This is a genomic window from Thermobifida fusca YX, from assembly GCF_000012405.1.
In the GTDB taxonomy this organism is placed as follows: Bacteria; Actinomycetota; Actinomycetes; order Streptosporangiales; family Streptosporangiaceae; genus Thermobifida; species Thermobifida fusca.
The window spans coordinates 1,247,090-1,262,860 of record NC_007333.1 but is presented as its reverse complement, the minus strand read 5'-3'; the positions used below and the strand labels follow the sequence as shown (position 1 = coordinate 1,262,860).

Below are 15,771 nucleotides of genomic sequence, written 5' to 3'. Positions count from 1 at the left end.
GCTCTCCACCACGGTCAGGAGGCCAGACCCGGCAGGTCGTGGCCCATACGGTCGCGTTTCGTACGCAGGTAGCGCAGGTTGTCGGGGGTGATGGCGGCGGGGAGCGGGATCCGCTCGTCGACCACGACGCCGTGCGCGGCCAGCCCGGCGGCCTTGTCCGGGTTATTGCTCAGCAGCCGCACCGACCGCACGCCCAGGTCGAGGAGGATCTGCGCTCCGGTGCCGAATTCGCGGGCATCGGCGGGCAGCCCCAGTTGCAGGTTGGCGTCCACCGTGTCCGCACCCTGGTCTTGGAGCCGGTAGGCGCGGAGCTTGTGCAGCAGGCCGATGCCGCGGCCTTCGTGGCCGCGCTGGTAGACGATCACTCCGGCACCGGTTTGGGCGATCCGCGCCATGGCCGCGTCCAACTGGTCGCCGCAGTCGCAGCGGTACGAGCCGAACGCGTCCCCGGTGAGGCATTCAGAGTGGAGCCGGACCAGCGCCCGCTCCCCGGTGCCGAGGTCGCCGTAGACGAGGGCCACGTGCTCGGAGTCGTCCACGACGGAGCGGTAGCCGACCGCCCGCCATTCGCCGTAGCGGTTGGGGATCCGGGTCTCCACGACCCGTTCGATGAGGGTCTCCGTGCGGCGGCGGTAGGCCACGAGCTGTTCGATGGAGACCAGGGCGAGGCCGTGCTCGTCGGCGAAGGCGCGGAGTTCCGGCAGCCGGGCCATGGTGCCGTCGTCGTTGACGATCTCCGCGATCACCCCGGCGGGGCGGCGGCCAGCGAGCCGGGCCAGGTCCACGGCGGCTTCGGTGTGCCCGCGCCGCACCAGCACCCCGCCGGGACGGTAGCGCAGGGGGAAGATGTGGCCGGGCCGGACGAAGTCGCCGGGCTCGCTGGCCTCGTCGGCGAGCAGCCGGATCGTGCGGGCACGGTCCGCGGCGGAGATGCCGGTGTGCACCCCGGTACGGGCGTCCACGGTCACGGTGTAGGCGGTGTGCAGCCGGTCCTCGTTGCGCGGTGTCATCAACGGCAGGTTGAGCCGGTCCAGGTCTTCGCCAAGCATCGGCACGCACACCACCCCGGAGGTGTGGCGGATCATGAAGGCCAGCAGTTCGGGGGTGGCCGCATCGGCGGCGAAGACCAGGTCGCCCTCGTTCTCCCGGTCGGCGTCGTCCACGACGACGACCGGGCGTCCCGCGGCGATGGCTTTGAGCGCCTCGTCGATGTCGTCCAGCGGGATGGGGCTGGCGGTGCGGTTCACGGCAAACTCCTCTGTGCGGCAGGAACGGTAGGTCACGACGGTCAGGCGAACGAGTGCACTGCTGGGGCCTCAGCGTTGCGGCGGGCCCGGTAGTGGCGCATCCAGTTGCGGAGCCCGAGGACGGCGAGCACGAAGAACACGCCGTAGACGACACCGCTCACCCACAGGCCGGACAGCACGGTGATGGGGATGCCCACCATGTCCACGACGATCCACACCACCCAGAAGTCGACGAGCCCGCGGCTTTGGGCGTACATCGCCACTGCGCTTCCCACGAAGATGAACGCGTCCAGCCACGGCGCCCAGGACCAGCCGGTGACGGTGAAGAACCAGCCCACGGCGGCGGTTCCTCCGGCCAGGACGGCGATCAGGCGGAGTCGTTCTGCCCGGTGGGCGGGGCGTACCGCGAGGTCTCCTTCGTCGCGGATTCCGCGCGCCCAGCGGTACCACCCGTAGACGGCGAGCCCCGCGACGACCACCTGTTTGAGCGCGTTGCCGACCAGGTGGGCGTCGACCGAGACCACGAAGAGCAGGAACGTGCCGGTGAGCTGGACGGGCCAGGTCCACAGGGTGCGGCGGATCGCCAGCGCCACGGTGGCCAGGGCCGCGAGGTTGCCGATCAGGTCGGCCCAGCGGACATGCTCACCGAACAGCGTGAACCCGGCGTAGGCCCACTCCAGCCATGCGCTGCCGGGGCCGCTCATCGGATACCGCCCACCCGGTCGCCCAGCAGGCGCTCCACGTATTTGGCCAGGGTGTCGACCTCGATGTTGACTTTCGTGCCTACCGTGGCGAACCCGAGGGTGGTGGCTTGCAGCGTGGTAGGGATCAGGCTGACCGTGAACGAGGAGTCGGTGCAGGCGGCAACGGTGAGGCTCACCCCGTCCACGGCGATGGACCCTTTTTCCACCACGTAGCGGGACAGGCGGGCGGGCAGGGAGAAGGTGACGGTTTCCCAGTCCGTGCCGGGAACCCGCTCGGTGACGACGCCGGTGCCGTCCACGTGCCCTTGGACGATGTGGCCGCCGAGCCGGGAGGAGACTTTGAGGGCGCGTTCCAGGTTCACCGGGGAGCCGACGGTGAGCGCGCCCAAGTTGGAGCGGTCCAGGGTCTCCTTCATCACGTCGGCGCTGAACCGGCCGTCGGCCAGTTCGGTCACGGTCAGGCAGACCCCGTTGACCGCGATGGAATCGCCGGGAGACGCGTCTGAGGTGACGTCAGGACCGTGGATGGTGAGCCGGATCGCATCCGCGGAATCCGATCCCACCGGGGTGACCTCGACAACCGTGCCGAGTTCTTCAACGATGCCGGTGAACATGCGAGAGCCTTCCCCCTAGCCAGGTCAGGCTCCGGGGTAAGGCGGCATCAGACGCCATCGGACTGCCGCGGCACACAGCAGCGAGTACCGCACAGATCCACCACGTACTACCTCCCATCCGGACTTTCACCGTCGGTACCGGAGTTTCACCGGTTCCACCAGCCGATGGCTTCGACTGGGTCGCGGACTGTCACCGCCGGTTCGGACTTTCACCGACCCCGGAGCACGCGTGTGTACTTCTTGCCCAACAGTGTGCCACGGAGGGGTATTCCGCGGCCAGACCAGGGTGGGGAACCGAATCCCGCACTATTCACTCTTCGTTGCAGGAAAAATACTTTTTGTTCTTATTGCGTTCATCACCTGCAACAAAAGTGACGGAAAGGAAACGGATCGTGCGGGCGGGATGCCGCGGTGGTCGGACCAGTCGGGTGCGGGAGCCGGTCCGACCGCGGGTCTAGCGGGCGGTGGCCCGCTCTGCGAGGGCGCGCAGGTGCTCGACGGCGGCCGCCGGGTCTTTTTCGCCGTAGACCGCGGAGCCTGCCACGAAGACGTCGGCCCCGGCTTCCGCGCACCGTTCGATCGTCTCCGCGCTCACTCCGCCGTCGACCTGGAGCCACACCGAAGCGTCGGCGTTGCGGATGAGTTCGCGGGCGCGGCGGATCTTCGGCAGCACGAGGTCGAGGAACTTCTGGCCGCCGAAACCGGGTTCGACCGTCATGACCAGCAGCATGTCGATCTCACCCAGGAGGTCGGCGTACCCGTCGACCGGGGTGGCGGGGTTGAGTGCCAGCCCGGCGCGGGCCCCGGCCGCACGGATCGCCCGGAGCGTGCGTACCGGCGCCTTGGCGGCTTCGGCGTGGATGGTGACGCTCTGCGCGCCCACTTCGGCGTAGGCCGGGGCCCACCGGTCCGGGTCCTCGATCATCAGATGGCAGTCCAACGGCAGCGGCGCCACCTTGAGCAAGGACTCCACGACGGGCAGGCCCAAGGTCAGGTTGGGCACGAAATGGTTGTCCATGACGTCGACGTGCAGCCAGTCGGCGGCACCGGCGACGGCCTCGACTTCGTCGGCCAGGCGCGCGAAGTCGGCGGAAAGGATGCTGGGTGAGATCTGGATTGCCACGGAAGGAGAGTGTATTGGGGCCGAATCTCAAGGTCAGACCGGCTCAGCGTTTCCGCAGCAGCGCCAGGAACATCGCGTCGGTGCCGTGACGGTGCGGCCAGAACTGCACGAAGCGGTCGGCGGCGACGTCGGGGACTTCCGGCAGGTGGCGGGCAGCGTTGAGCAGGTCCGCGTCGTCGCGTCCGGCGAGGACGTCGGTAACGACGCCGCGGGTCTCCGCGAGGTGCGGTGAGCAGGTGACGTAGCCGACCACTCCGCCGGGGCGGACCGCGTCCAGGGCCCGGTTGAGCAGGGCGCGCTGCAGCGGGACGAGTTCGGCGAGGTTCTCCGGGGTGCGCCGCCACCGCGACTCGGGGCGGCGGCGCAGCGCGCCCAGGCCGGTGCACGGCGCGTCGACGAGCACCCGGTCGAAAATGCCGTCCCGCCACGGCGGCTGGGTGGAGTCGGCCACGATGACGCGGGCGGAGTTGCCGAGCGACCGGTGGACGGCGCGGGCGACCAGTCCGGCCCGTGCGGGCTGCACTTCGGCGGCGAGCAGGCGTCCGCCGCGCTCCCCCACGAGTCCGGCCATGAGGGCGGCTTTTCCGCCCGGTCCGGCGCACATGTCCAACCACTGCTGGTCAGGGCCGGAGACCGGCACCCGGCTCAGGGCCAGAGCGACGAGCTGGCTGGCTTCGTCCTGCACGACGGCGCGGCCTTGGCGGACCAGGCGCAGCATGCCGGGGTCCCCTTCCGGGAGGACCGCCCCGTACGGCGAGTAGCGGGCGGCGACAGCGCCTTCGTCGACCAGGTCGGTGACGGTGGCGCGCCCGGGTTTGGCGAGCAGGGTGACGCGGGGCCGCTCGTTGTGGGCGGTGAGGAGCCGTTCGGTCTCTTTCAGGCCGCTGCTGGTCTCGTCGCCGAGCGCTTCCGCGAACGCCTGGACCACCCAGCGGGGATGGCTGTGGGTGATCGCGAGGTGTCCGACAGGGTCGGTCTTCCGGTCGGGGGCGAGCACGCTCAGCCATCCGGTGAGGTCGCGTGCGGTGACTTTGCGCAGGACCGCGTTGACGAATCTGGCGCGGTGGTGGCCGACGATCCGGCGGGCCAGGTCGACGGTGCTGCTGACCGCGGCGTGCGGGGGGACGTCCATGGACAGCAGTTGGTGGGCGCCCATGCGCAGCAGGGGGAGGACTTCGGTGTCGACGGAGCGCAGGGAGCGGTCCACGCAGGCGTCCAGGACAGCGTCGTAGGAGCCTTGGAGGCGCAGAGTCCCGTAGGTCAGCTCGGTGGCGAGCCCGGCGTCCCGTCCGGTGATCCCCCGTTCGCGGAGGAGGACGGGCAGCAGCAGGTTGGCGTAGGCGTCGCGGGTCTGGACTGCGTACAGCACGTCGTAGGCGACGCGGCGGGCCGGGTCCCGGGGGCGGGTCCGCGACGCGGAACCGCGAGGGCTGCGCCGGGTCGTGCGGTACGGGGATGAGAATCTCTGGGTCACGGTTGAGCCGCCTCGTCCCTGATCGTGGTGACGCTGTGTCTTGCGGTACGTCCCTCACCAACGAGGGTATCGGTCTGCCTCGGCATTCTCAGTCGTCTCCGAAGCGTTCCCCGTCGCCGATCCGGGCACCGCGGGCCCAGTCGGCGGCGGGCATGGCTTTCTTGCCTTGCGGCTGGACTTCGCCGAGCCGCACCGGGTGGGTGGCGGTGCCGACCAGCACGTCCCGGCTGGTGGCGACGAGCTGGCCGGGGGGCAGGGGTGCAGCGTCGGGAAGGGGTTCGACGGGGCCGAGTTTGATCCGGGTACCGCGGAAGCGGGTCCACGCGCCCGGGGCAGGGGTGCAGGCGCGGATGAGGCGGTCGACGCGCAGGGCGGGGGCGGTGAAGTCGACCCGGGCGTCGTCGGGGGTGAGTTTGGGGGCGTAGCTGACGCCTTCGCTGCCCTGCGGGCGGGGGACGAGCTCGTTCTTGGCGATGCCGTCGATGGTGCGCACCAGGAGTTCCGCGCCCGATTTCGCGAGGCGTTCGAGCAGGTCTCCGCTAGTGTCGCGGGGGCCGATGGGCTCGGTGACCGTGCCGTAGACGGGGCCGGCGTCGAGTTCCCGTTCGATCTGGAAGGTGGTGGCTCCGGTGATGTCGTCGCCGTGCAGGATGGCGTGTTGCACGGGGGCAGCGCCGCGCCAGGCGGGAAGCAGGGAGAAGTGCAGGTTGACCCAGCCGTAGCGGGGGATGTCGAGGGCTTCTTGCCGGAGCAGTGCGCCGTAGGCCACCACAGGGCAGCAGTCGGGGGCGAGCTCGCGGAGCCGGTCGAGGAAGGCGGGGTCGTCGGCCCGCGCGGGTTTGAGGACTTCGATTCCGGCTTCGGCGGCGCGGCGCGCAACCGGGCTGGCGACGAGGCGGCGGCCCCGTCCTGCGGCCGCATCGGGCCGGGTCACGACCGCGACGACCTCGTGCTCGGAGGCGAGTAGCGCATCCAGGGACGGCACGGCCACCTCGGGCGTGCCCGCGAAGACCAGTCTCATGTACGACCCCCTCATCCGCGATGGTGAGACCACGGCCGCTGCACCGCAGGGCTCTCCTGCTGCCGGTTCTGTCCGACCGTGGTCCAAGCGTATTGATCTTCGCGGGTGTCTCGGTCCTGCTGTGCCACGGCGTCGGGGAGTGCGCCGGTGTCCTCCCGCTGCCCGGCACTACCCTGCCCGGCCGGTAGTTACGCCACGCGTTTTTCTCCGGCGGGTTTCCGGAGTTCTCCTACCTCCGACCACCACGGGTTTTCCCCTGTGTTTCCGCGTTTTTTCTGCTATTTTCCTCCGACTCCGTTGTGACGCCCATTATCGATATGGATGATCTGACGTCTGAATCCCCTTGTCACCCTAGACATTCACCCATTTTGTCGCTTTTACGGCTTTCTTTGGGAGTTCTCCGTTTCACCAAGGAACAAAACCGCAACGGAGAGTAGGCGCGGTCTTTACAGCTCCCTTGCCAATGGTTATCGTCCGAACGGAAAACGATCTGGGAGCGCTCCCAGCCATGCGCTCCTCTTCGTGCCCCTCACTTCTTTTGAGCCTTGTGCTCGTTAGGAGCCCCGAATGTCCCCCAGACCTCTTCGCGCTCTTCTGGGCGCCGCGGCGGCGGCCTTGGTCAGCGCGGCTGCTCTGGCCTTCCCGTCGCAAGCGGCGGCCAATGATTCTCCGTTCTACGTCAACCCCAACATGTCCTCCGCCGAATGGGTGCGGAACAACCCCAACGACCCGCGTACCCCGGTAATCCGCGACCGGATCGCCAGCGTGCCGCAGGGCACCTGGTTCGCCCACCACAACCCCGGGCAGATCACCGGCCAGGTCGACGCGCTCATGAGCGCCGCCCAGGCCGCCGGCAAGATCCCGATCCTGGTCGTGTACAACGCCCCGGGCCGCGACTGCGGCAACCACAGCAGCGGCGGCGCCCCCAGTCACAGCGCCTACCGGTCCTGGATCGACGAATTCGCTGCCGGACTGAAGAACCGTCCCGCCTACATCATCGTCGAACCGGACCTGATCTCGCTGATGTCGAGCTGCATGCAGCACGTCCAGCAGGAAGTCCTGGAGACGATGGCGTACGCGGGCAAGGCCCTCAAGGCCGGGTCCTCGCAGGCGCGGATCTACTTCGACGCCGGCCACTCCGCGTGGCACTCGCCCGCACAGATGGCTTCCTGGCTCCAGCAGGCCGACATCTCCAACAGCGCGCACGGTATCGCCACCAACACCTCCAACTACCGGTGGACCGCTGACGAGGTCGCCTACGCCAAGGCGGTGCTCTCGGCCATCGGCAACCCGTCCCTGCGCGCGGTCATCGACACCAGCCGCAACGGCAACGGCCCCGCCGGTAACGAGTGGTGCGACCCCAGCGGACGCGCCATCGGCACGCCCAGCACCACCAACACCGGCGACCCGATGATCGACGCCTTCCTGTGGATCAAGCTGCCGGGTGAGGCCGACGGCTGCATCGCCGGCGCCGGCCAGTTCGTCCCGCAGGCGGCCTACGAGATGGCGATCGCCGCGGGCGGCACCAACCCCAACCCGAACCCCAACCCGACGCCCACCCCCACTCCGACCCCCACGCCGCCTCCCGGCTCCTCGGGGGCGTGCACGGCGACGTACACGATCGCCAACGAGTGGAACGACGGCTTCCAGGCGACCGTGACGGTCACCGCGAACCAGAACATCACCGGCTGGACCGTGACGTGGACCTTCACCGACGGCCAGACCATCACCAACGCCTGGAACGCCGACGTGTCCACCAGCGGCTCCTCGGTGACCGCGCGGAACGTCGGCCACAACGGAACGCTCTCCCAGGGAGCCTCCACAGAGTTCGGCTTCGTCGGCTCTAAGGGCAACTCCAACTCTGTTCCGACCCTTACCTGCGCCGCCAGCTGACCCCTCCTGGCAGTGCACTGGGTGGCTTAGGCCGTGCTGGGGCCTAAGCCACCCCTTTTTTTGTGACCTCCGCTGCACCACCAGCGGCTCTGGTAAGACAGAGAAGCCATGTCTGACCAGACCGATCCCGCTGAGGAAGCCCTCTTCGAAGCGCCGCGCGCCTCCAAGCCCTCGCGTCCCCGCAGCCGCCGCCCAGCCCCCACCCGGTCCGTGGCGCGCGTCGTCGTGGACACCCCGCTGCCCCACCTGGACCACCCCTTCGACTACCGGGTCCCCGAATCCTTGGACCAGGACGCCGTGCCCGGCTGCCGGGTCCGGGTCCGCTTCAACGGGCAGCTGCTCGACGGCTTCCTGCTCGAGCGGGCAGACACCTCCGACTTCCCCGGCCGGCTGGCCTACCTCCACCAGGTGGTCTCCCCCGAACCGGTCCTCACCCCGGAGATCGCCGCACTGGCCCGGATCGTCGCCGACCACTACGCGGGCACGCTCAGCGACGTGCTCCGGCTGGCCATCCCGCCCCGGCACGCCCGCGTCGAGAAAGAAACCCCGCACACCCCGCCCCCACCACCCCCGCTCCCCGAACCCGACCCCGACCCCGGGCCTTGGGCCGACTATCCGACCGGCCCGGCGTTCCTCACCGCACTCCGCGACCAGCGAGCCCCGCGCGCCGTGTGGACCGCACTGCCCGGGCCCCAGTGGCGCGACGCGATCGCGGCGGCCGCCCACACCGCGGCCGTCGCGGGACGCGGAGTCCTCATCGTCGTGCCCACCGGGCGCGACGTGGCGAGCCTCGACGCAGCGCTGACCGCGCGGCTCGGCCCCGGCCACCACGTCGCGCTCACCGCCGAGCTCGGTCCCGCCGAACGCTACCGGCGCTGGCTGTCGGTCCTGCGCGGCCACGTGCGGGTCGTGGTCGGCACCCGCGCCGCCATGTTCGCCCCCGTCCGCGACCTGGGCCTGGTGGTGCTGTGGGACGACGGCGACGACGTGCACAGCGACCCGCACGCCCCCTATCCGCACGCCCGCACCGTGCTCTCGCTGCGCGCCCACTACAGCCGCTCCGCGGTCCTCATCGGCTCCCACACACGGACCGCGGAAAGCGCCCTCCTCGTCGAATCGGGGTGGGCGCACCCGATCGTCGCCGACCGGGCCCTCGTCCGGCGCCGCGCCCCCCTGGTGCGAGCCGCGGGCGACGACGCGGAACTCGCCCGCGACGAGGCGGCCCGCACGGCCCGGCTGCCGAGCCTCGCGCTGCGGGTAGCCCGACAGGCCGCACGCCACGGCCCCGTCCTGTTCCAGGTGCCGCGGCGCGGCTACCTCAACGCGCTGGCCTGCGCCCGCTGCCGCACTCCGGCCCGCTGCGCCGCCTGCCGGGGGCCGCTCGCCCTGCGCAGCGCCCACGCCATCCCCTACTGCCGCTGGTGCGGGCACATCGCCGGAGACTGGCGCTGCCCGTCCTGCGAATTCCCCCGGCTGCGCGCCACCGTGGTGGGGGCGCGCCGCACCGCCGAAGAACTGGGGCGGGCCTTCCCTGCCCTGCCGGTGCGCACGTCGGGCCGCGACGAAGTGCTCACCGAAGTCCCCGCCACCCCGGCACTGGTCGTGGCGACACCGGGAGCCGAGCCGACAGTGCCTGGAGGGTATGCGGCGGCGGTGCTGCTCGACGGCTGGGCCCTGCTGGGACGGGCCGACCTGCGCGCCGCCGAGGAGGCGCTGCGCCGCTGGTGCAACGCTGCCGCGCTAGTGCGCCCCGCAGCCGAGGGAGGCCAGGTCGTCGTGCTGGCGGATGCGGCGCTCCCCGCCGTGCAGGCGCTCATCCGGTGGAGCCCGGCGGCTTTCGCGGAACGGGAGCTCGCGGAACGGCGGGAGCTCGGCTTCCCGCCCGCGGTCACCATGGCGTCGGTCACGGGGGACCCGGAGCGGGTGCGGGAGTTCCTCGCGCAGCTCGACCTGCCCGAAGCAGCGGAACTGCTCGGCCCGGTCCCCGTCGGCACCGACGGAACCGAACGCGCCCTGCTGCGCATCCGGCGGGCCGCGGCCCGGGAACTGTCCGCGGCCCTCAAAGCGGCGAGCGCGGCCCGCAGCGCCCGCCGGGAAGAAAAATCGGTGCACGTGCGAGTGGACCCGCTCGACGTGCTGTAGCCTGCTTCGCTCGCTGTCTCCTGCCCAGCCCGGCCACAGCGGCCGAGCCCGCCCCCCGGGGAGGTCCCGTGAAGCATTCCACACCGGAGTTCGCCGCTATCGCCGAACGCGGCACCGTGCTGCGGTGCCAGGTCGGCTCCGAAGTCCACGGCATTGCCGTGCCCGGGCACGGCGACCGCGACGAGATCGGCATGTGCATCGAGCCGCCCGAATACGTCATCGGGCTGCGCTCGTTCGAACAGTACCTCTACCGCACCCAGCCCGAGGGGTCCCGCTCCGGTCCGGGCGACCTCGACGTGACCGTGTACTCCCTGCGGAAATGGACCCGGCTCGCGTTGGCAGGCAACCCCACGGTGCTGATCCCGCTGTTCGTGCCCGACACGGCGATCGTCCGCATCACCGACGTGGGACGGGAGCTGCGGGCCCATGCGGACCGGTTCGTGTCCCGGACTGCCGGCCGCCGGTTCCTGGGCTATCTGCGCGACCAGCGGGACCGCCTGCTGGGCCGCCGCGGCGGACGGCACACCAACCGTCCCGAGCTCGTCGACAGGTACGGTTTCGACGTGAAATTCGCCGCCCACCTGGTCCGGTTGGGCATCCAAGGGGTGGAGCTGCTGGAGACCGGACGTCTCACCCTGCCGATGCGGGAACCGTGGCGGACCTGGCTGCGGGACCTGCGCCAAGGACGGCACAGCCGCGACGAGGTGCTGGACGTGGCCGCCGACTACGAGCAGCGGCTGGTCGACCTCATCGCCCGTTCCGACCTGCCCGATCAGGCCGACCATGCGTGGGCGGACGCCTGGCTGGTCCGGGTCTACCGGGAGACGTGGCGCTCCTGGGAACAGCAGGGCGCCTCCAGGTGACCGCCGATCAGCAGCGGCGGGCCAGCCCGGCCAGTATCCCGGTTCCTTCAGCGACGACTTCCTCATCCGGGTAGGGCCACCAGGCGAGGTCGGCCACCCCCGGTTCCACCAGGCAGAAAGGGTCGAAGAGCGCGGCGGCGAGCGCTCGGGCGTACGGGTCGGCGGGGTTGGCGGGGCGCTGGCGGAGCACCAGGTGGCTGCCGGGCGCCAGGACGCGGTGCAGCGCGGGGACCAGGTCGCGGACGTCCCCGCCAGGCAGCAGGTCGACGTCGATGAGCACTGCCACCGGCTCCCCCAGGTCGATACGGCCGCGCAGGCTGAGGTGCGCGGCCACGTCGTCGGGGCGCACCTGCTCCAGCCAGAGCATGGCGGGCTGAAGCGCCGACGCCCGCGGATGCAGCGGCACCGCGGTTCCGATGCCGACCTGCACCACGCGGGCGTCGGGACACTGCTCCGTGACCAGGGCGTGGACCCCGGTAGTGTGCGGTACCCGGGACCCGAAATCCACGTACTGCCGGATGCCCACGTCGACGATGAGGTAACTGAGACAGCGGGTGAGGAAGCGGCGCTCGGCTTCGGCCAGGCGGAGGTTCTGGGCGCGTTTCTGGGCGTCCGCCGGGGGGCGGCTGCCGGTGCGGTGGTCGTCGAGGGGGATCACCCGGGGGGCGTGCCCGCCCAGGGAGCGGGGTTCGTCGTCGAAGGGCAGTGCCTGCCGCTGTTCGATCACGATTACCTTCCCCCAACCGTCGGCCGGCGAGGACGCGGCCGACGAGCGGGTGGCTCAACTCCGCGCTCGCCCACCGTGACCTCGGTCACTGACCTCCTGATCGTAGCGTCTCCGCGGAGAATCCCCTATCGGGCAATTCTCACGGTGTTTCCCACTATGCTGCCTACCCGCTCTTCGGCCGCACCGCCCCCGCCTTATGGGCATTTCTCTAGGAACCCCGACCCTTGACAATGATCGGCGGCGCGCAGGCATACTGAAAAAGCCTGCCCTCTCGCCGAGGACGCCATCGAGAAGTCCCGCACTACTTCCCGCCGACGTCCTGCCAGGCGTGAGACTCCAGCGCGAGAGTCCCGTATGCCTTCCTGTGTCATGAAAGAGGGCTTTGCTCGTGCTTGAGCATGCACGCCGTCTCCTGGACAACCCTGACGTCGTCCTCATTTCCGGATACGCCCGGCTGCCGGACACCGTGGCAGGCCGACACCAGTACGAACGGCTCGGTGTCGTCTTGGCGGTAGAGCGGTCCACCGGCCGGATCGTGGCCGCAGACAGCACCCTGATCACCGAGCTGGCCCGGGAGTTCTTCCGCGTCCTCGTCGAAGGCCTGTCGATCTACGACGACCTCGCGGAGATCGTGCACCGCGTGCAGACCCGCTACGCGGGACAGTCCGGTGCCGCCCTAGCCACTGCGCTGCGCCGCTGCCTGGAGTCCGGGCTGCACCTGCGCACCACGCAGCGTGCGGGGGAGGACCGGCCGTGACCGCACCGCCTGCCCCGTCCTCCGCCCCGCTTTCCGGGATGCTCGTCGCCGACCTGTCCCGGGTACTCGCCGGGCCCTACGCCACGATGCTGCTGGCCGACCTGGGCGCGGACGTGGTCAAAGTGGAGCATCCCGAGCGCGGGGACGACACCCGCGCATGGGGCCCGCCGTGGGCGGGCGACCAGTCCGCCTACTATCTCGCGCTCAACCGGGGCAAGCGGAGCCTGGCCGTCGACCTCAAAGACCCGGACGGGCTGGCCGCGGTGCGGACCCTGTGTGCGCGGGCCGACGTGGTCGTGCAGAACTTCCGGCCTGGCACGGCCGAACGGCTGGGCCTGGGGTATGCCGACGTGGCCGCCGACAACCCCGGGGTGGTCTACTGCTCGATCAGCGGGTTCGGTCCCGGGCACCTCCGCCCCGACCGTCCCGGGTTCGACGTGGTCATCCAAGGTGAGAGCGGTCTGATGAGCACCACGGGCACGCCGGAGGGCGGGCCCACCAAGATCGGGATCCCGCTCGCGGATGTGCTCACCGGCCTCAACGCCACCACCGCGGTCTGCGCGGCCCTGGTGCGGCGCGCCACTACGGGGCGCGGGGAGCACATCCACGTCTCGCTGCTCAACTCGGCGCTCTCCGCGCTCGTCCAAGTAGGCCAGTCTGCGCTGGTCACCGGGGCAGAACCGGAGCGGGTCGGGCACGCGCACCCGTCTATCGTCCCCTACCAGACGTTTCCCACTGCTGACGGCGACATCATCATCGCCGCCGGCAACGACGCGCTCTACCGCGCCCTGTGCACGGTCGTGGAGCGCCCCGACCTCGCCGAGGATCCGCGGTTCCGCCGCAACGCGGACCGGGTCGCGCACCGGGACATCCTCGTGGCGGAGCTCACCGCCGCTTTGGCGAAGCGCAGCGCCGAGGAGTGGACCGCGCTGTTGAGCGACGCCGGGGTGCCCGTGGGGAAGGTGCGCGGGGTGGCTGAAGCGCTCCGCACCGCCGACGCCTCCGGGGATGAGGCGACCATGACCGTCGACCACCCCGTGCTGGGCGCAGTGGAGCTGATCCGCCCCGGGTTCCGCTTCACCGGCGCAGCCCCGCAGCACGGTCCTGCCGTGCTGCCTCCCCCGCTGCTGGGGCAGCACTCGGTGGAAGTCCTCCGCGAGCTCGGCTTGTCGGAGGAGCGCATCACCGCCCTGGTGGAGCGCGGCACTGTCGTCCAGCACCCCGTCCACTGACCGCGCCATTCCGGCCAGTCGGTACCGTGCTGTTCTGCTGTCGCTGTCCGAATGTGTGGAGGAGTTGAGTTCTCGTGTCCACCAGTCACGGCCCTGCCGCCCCTGACCCGCTGGATTTTCTGGCCGTGGACTCTTCGCTCAGCGCGGAGGAGCGTGCTGTGCGCGACACGGTGCGCGAGTTCGGCCGTCGCGAGCTGCTGCCGCACGTCGCTGAATGGTTTGCGGCCGGCACAATCCCCGACCCGCACGGCCTAGCCCGGAAGTTCGGGCAGCTCGGCCTGCTCGGCATGCACTTGGACGGGTACGGGTGCCCGGGGGCGGGCGCGGTCGCCTACGGGCTGGCCTGCCGGGAGCTGGAAGCGGTCGACTCGGGGCTGCGCAGCTTCGTCTCCGTGCAGGGGTCGCTCGCCATGACCGCCATCCACCGCTACGGCTCGGAAGAACAGAAGCAGCAGTGGCTGCCCCGCATGGCCGCGGGGGAGGCGATCGGCTGCTTCGGCCTGACGGAACCGGACTCGGGGAGCGACCCCGGGGCGATGCGGACCCGGGCCCGCCGGGTGGGTGCTGACTGGGTGCTCACCGGCACCAAGATGTGGATCACCAACGGGTCAGTCGCCGACGTGGCCGTGGTGTGGGCGGGCACCGAAGAGGGGATCCGGGGGTTCCTCGTCCCCGCCGGCACCCCCGGGTTCACGGCCACGGTGATTGAACGCAAGCTCTCCCTGCGGGCGTCGATCACCGCCGCGCTCTCCTTGGACGAGGTCCGGCTCCCCGACTCCGCGCGGCTGCCGCTCGCAGCAGGGCTGCGCGCTCCCCTGTCGTGCCTGACCGAGGCCCGGTACGGCATCGTCTGGGGTGCGGCGGGCGCGGCCCGCGCCTGCTACGAGGCAGCACTGGAATACGCCACCTCCCGCGAACAGTTCGGCCAGCCCATCGCCGCGTTCCAGCTCACCCAGCGCAAACTCGCGGAGATGGTGGTGGACGTCAACCAGGCGTCGCTGACCGCCCTGCATTTGGGGCGGCTCAAAGAAGCGGGGGCATGCCACCACTACCAGGTGAGTTTCGGCAAACTCGCCAACGTGGCCGCGGCCCAGCGGGTAGCCGCCAAGGCCCGATCCGTGCACGGCGCCAACGGCATCACCTTGGACTACCCGGTGCTGCGGCACCTGCTGAACCTGGAGACGGTCGCCACCTACGAGGGCACGGAGGAGATCCACACGCTCAGCCTCGGCCAGGCGGTCACCGGAATCTCCGCGTTCCGGTAGCGGATTGCCCGGGTATGCCGCAGAGGCGAAGCATTCCACCACCCCCCACAATAGGGGTGTGAGAGGAAGGGGTGCGATGGAGCACGGGACGAAACGGTTCAGAATGACCCGGGTGCGGCGGGTCCTCAACGCCGTCATCGGCGGGGCGGTCGCCTACGGACTAGGCACTCGGGACCTGCATCTACTCACCACTCGAGGGGCGAAGACCGGGTTCCTCCGCACCGTTCCCGTCAGCGTGGTGGACAACACCGACGGCCGTTTCCTGGTCGCTCCCTACGGGGAGGTGGGCTGGGTGCGCAACCTCCGCAAAGAGGGGTATGCGACGCTGCGCCGCGGTGGCTGGATTGAGCTGATCAGCGTGGAAGAGGTCGGTCCGCAGCGGGCCGCCCCGGTCTTGCGGGACTACCTCAACCATCCTCGTGCTGCCGTCGTCGGCCCCTATTTCCGGGTCGGCCCGGACGCGTCCCTGGAAGAGTTCGAACGGGAGGCGGTGCACCACCCGGTCTTCGAGATCGTGCGCAGCACCGTGGTCCGGATCTGACCTTCCCCGGGTCCGGGCAGGGGTCTGCTGCCCCGGGCAGCAGCAGTGCGGCGTGCCACCGTGCCGCGCTTCCTTGCGGAGTGGCGGCACGGTCCGGCACACACTCCGCCTCTGTCCTCCGAAAGTAGTACGCGGTTTCCTTCCTCTTCCTGATGTGCCGGGGACCGC

Annotated in this window: 14 protein-coding genes and 1 riboswitch; of the genes, 7 read left to right on the top strand and 7 right to left on the bottom strand. The window is 70.5% G+C overall.

What is annotated here, in order from left to right; genetic code table 11:
* Positions 1-14: 14 nt before the first annotated feature.
* From TFU_RS05395 to fmt, 6 genes are all read right to left on the bottom strand, one after another.
* The gene (locus TFU_RS05395; protein ID WP_011291527.1) at positions 15-1,247 is read right to left on the bottom strand and encodes a bifunctional 3,4-dihydroxy-2-butanone-4-phosphate synthase/GTP cyclohydrolase II; all 1,233 of its coding nucleotides are present in this window, start codon (positions 1,245-1,247) and stop codon (positions 15-17) included.
* 41 nt (positions 1,248-1,288) lie between these two features.
* Positions 1,289-1,951 carry a nicotinamide riboside transporter PnuC gene (gene pnuC / locus TFU_RS05390; protein ID WP_011291526.1) on the bottom strand — a complete coding sequence of 221 codons (663 nt, stop codon included), beginning with the start codon at positions 1,949-1,951 and terminating at the stop codon, positions 1,289-1,291.
* Positions 1,948-2,565, bottom strand: a complete 618-nt coding sequence (locus TFU_RS05385; protein WP_011291525.1) for a riboflavin synthase — start codon at positions 2,563-2,565, stop codon at positions 1,948-1,950. Before TFU_RS05385 ends, pnuC begins: the two co-directional genes overlap by 4 nt.
* Before the next feature lie 100 nt (positions 2,566-2,665).
* Positions 2,666-2,796: riboswitch (FMN riboswitch) on the bottom strand.
* 223 nt (positions 2,797-3,019) lie between these two features.
* Complete coding sequence (gene rpe / locus TFU_RS05380; protein ID WP_011291524.1) at positions 3,020-3,688, bottom strand: ribulose-phosphate 3-epimerase; 669 nt, start codon at positions 3,686-3,688, stop codon at positions 3,020-3,022.
* Positions 3,689-3,731: 43 nt separating this feature from the next.
* Positions 3,732-5,162 carry an RsmB/NOP family class I SAM-dependent RNA methyltransferase gene (locus TFU_RS05375; protein WP_011291523.1) on the bottom strand — a complete coding sequence of 477 codons (1,431 nt, stop codon included), beginning with the start codon at positions 5,160-5,162 and terminating at the stop codon, positions 3,732-3,734.
* An 88-nt stretch (positions 5,163-5,250) separates the two neighbouring features.
* The gene (gene fmt / locus TFU_RS05370; RefSeq protein ID WP_011291522.1) at positions 5,251-6,183 is read right to left on the bottom strand and encodes a methionyl-tRNA formyltransferase; all 933 of its coding nucleotides are present in this window, start codon (positions 6,181-6,183) and stop codon (positions 5,251-5,253) included.
* Positions 6,184-6,750: 567 nt separating this feature from the next.
* Between fmt and TFU_RS05365 the strand changes: the two genes are divergently transcribed.
* From TFU_RS05365 to TFU_RS05355, 3 genes are all read left to right on the top strand, one after another.
* Entirely contained in the window at positions 6,751-8,076 is a 1,326-nt protein-coding gene (locus TFU_RS05365) for a glycoside hydrolase family 6 protein (RefSeq protein ID WP_011291521.1), read from the top strand.
* A 108-nt stretch (positions 8,077-8,184) separates the two neighbouring features.
* The gene (locus TFU_RS05360; protein ID WP_011291520.1) at positions 8,185-10,218 is read left to right on the top strand and encodes a primosomal protein N'; all 2,034 of its coding nucleotides are present in this window, start codon (positions 8,185-8,187) and stop codon (positions 10,216-10,218) included.
* A gap of 68 nt (positions 10,219-10,286) precedes the next feature.
* Complete coding sequence (locus TFU_RS05355; RefSeq protein WP_011291519.1) at positions 10,287-11,081, top strand: nucleotidyltransferase domain-containing protein; 795 nt, start codon at positions 10,287-10,289, stop codon at positions 11,079-11,081.
* Positions 11,082-11,088: 7 nt separating this feature from the next.
* Here TFU_RS05355 and TFU_RS05350 read toward each other — a convergent pair whose 3' ends face one another.
* The gene (locus TFU_RS05350) at positions 11,089-11,808 is read right to left on the bottom strand and encodes an SAM-dependent methyltransferase (RefSeq protein ID WP_011291518.1); all 720 of its coding nucleotides are present in this window, start codon (positions 11,806-11,808) and stop codon (positions 11,089-11,091) included.
* Between the two features lie 382 nt (positions 11,809-12,190).
* Between TFU_RS05350 and TFU_RS05345 the strand changes: the two genes are divergently transcribed.
* The 4 genes from TFU_RS05345 (at position 12,191) to TFU_RS05330 (ending at position 15,603) form a co-directional block, all read left to right on the top strand.
* Positions 12,191-12,565 (top strand): DUF3870 domain-containing protein, encoded by a 375-nt coding sequence (locus TFU_RS05345; protein WP_016188475.1) that lies wholly within the window; start codon positions 12,191-12,193, stop codon positions 12,563-12,565.
* A complete protein-coding gene (locus TFU_RS05340; RefSeq protein ID WP_011291516.1) occupies positions 12,562-13,797 on the top strand; it encodes a CaiB/BaiF CoA transferase family protein in 1,236 nt (411 codons plus the stop codon). The genes TFU_RS05345 and TFU_RS05340 overlap by 4 nt, the downstream gene beginning before the upstream one ends.
* 74 nt (positions 13,798-13,871) lie before the next feature.
* Complete coding sequence (locus TFU_RS05335; RefSeq protein ID WP_011291515.1) at positions 13,872-15,062, top strand: acyl-CoA dehydrogenase family protein; 1,191 nt, start codon at positions 13,872-13,874, stop codon at positions 15,060-15,062.
* A gap of 76 nt (positions 15,063-15,138) precedes the next feature.
* A complete protein-coding gene (locus tag TFU_RS05330; RefSeq protein WP_011291514.1) occupies positions 15,139-15,603 on the top strand; it encodes a nitroreductase/quinone reductase family protein in 465 nt (154 codons plus the stop codon).
* The last annotated feature ends 168 nt before the right edge of the window (positions 15,604-15,771 follow it).

Excerpts from the sequence above, each read along its gene's own strand:
- TFU_RS05330 (WP_011291514.1), top strand. The coding sequence starts at position 15,139 with ATGGAGCACGGGACGAAACGGTTCAGAATGACCCGGGTGCGGCGGGTC.
- fmt (WP_011291522.1), bottom strand. The coding sequence starts at position 6,183 with ATGAGACTGGTCTTCGCGGGCACGCCCGAGGTGGCCGTGCCGTCCCTG.
- TFU_RS05360 (WP_011291520.1), top strand. The coding sequence starts at position 8,185 with ATGTCTGACCAGACCGATCCCGCTGAGGAAGCCCTCTTCGAAGCGCCG.
- pnuC (WP_011291526.1), bottom strand. The coding sequence starts at position 1,951 with ATGAGCGGCCCCGGCAGCGCATGGCTGGAGTGGGCCTACGCCGGGTTC.
- TFU_RS05385 (WP_011291525.1), bottom strand. The coding sequence starts at position 2,565 with ATGTTCACCGGCATCGTTGAAGAACTCGGCACGGTTGTCGAGGTCACC.
- TFU_RS05365 (WP_011291521.1), top strand. The coding sequence starts at position 6,751 with ATGTCCCCCAGACCTCTTCGCGCTCTTCTGGGCGCCGCGGCGGCGGCC.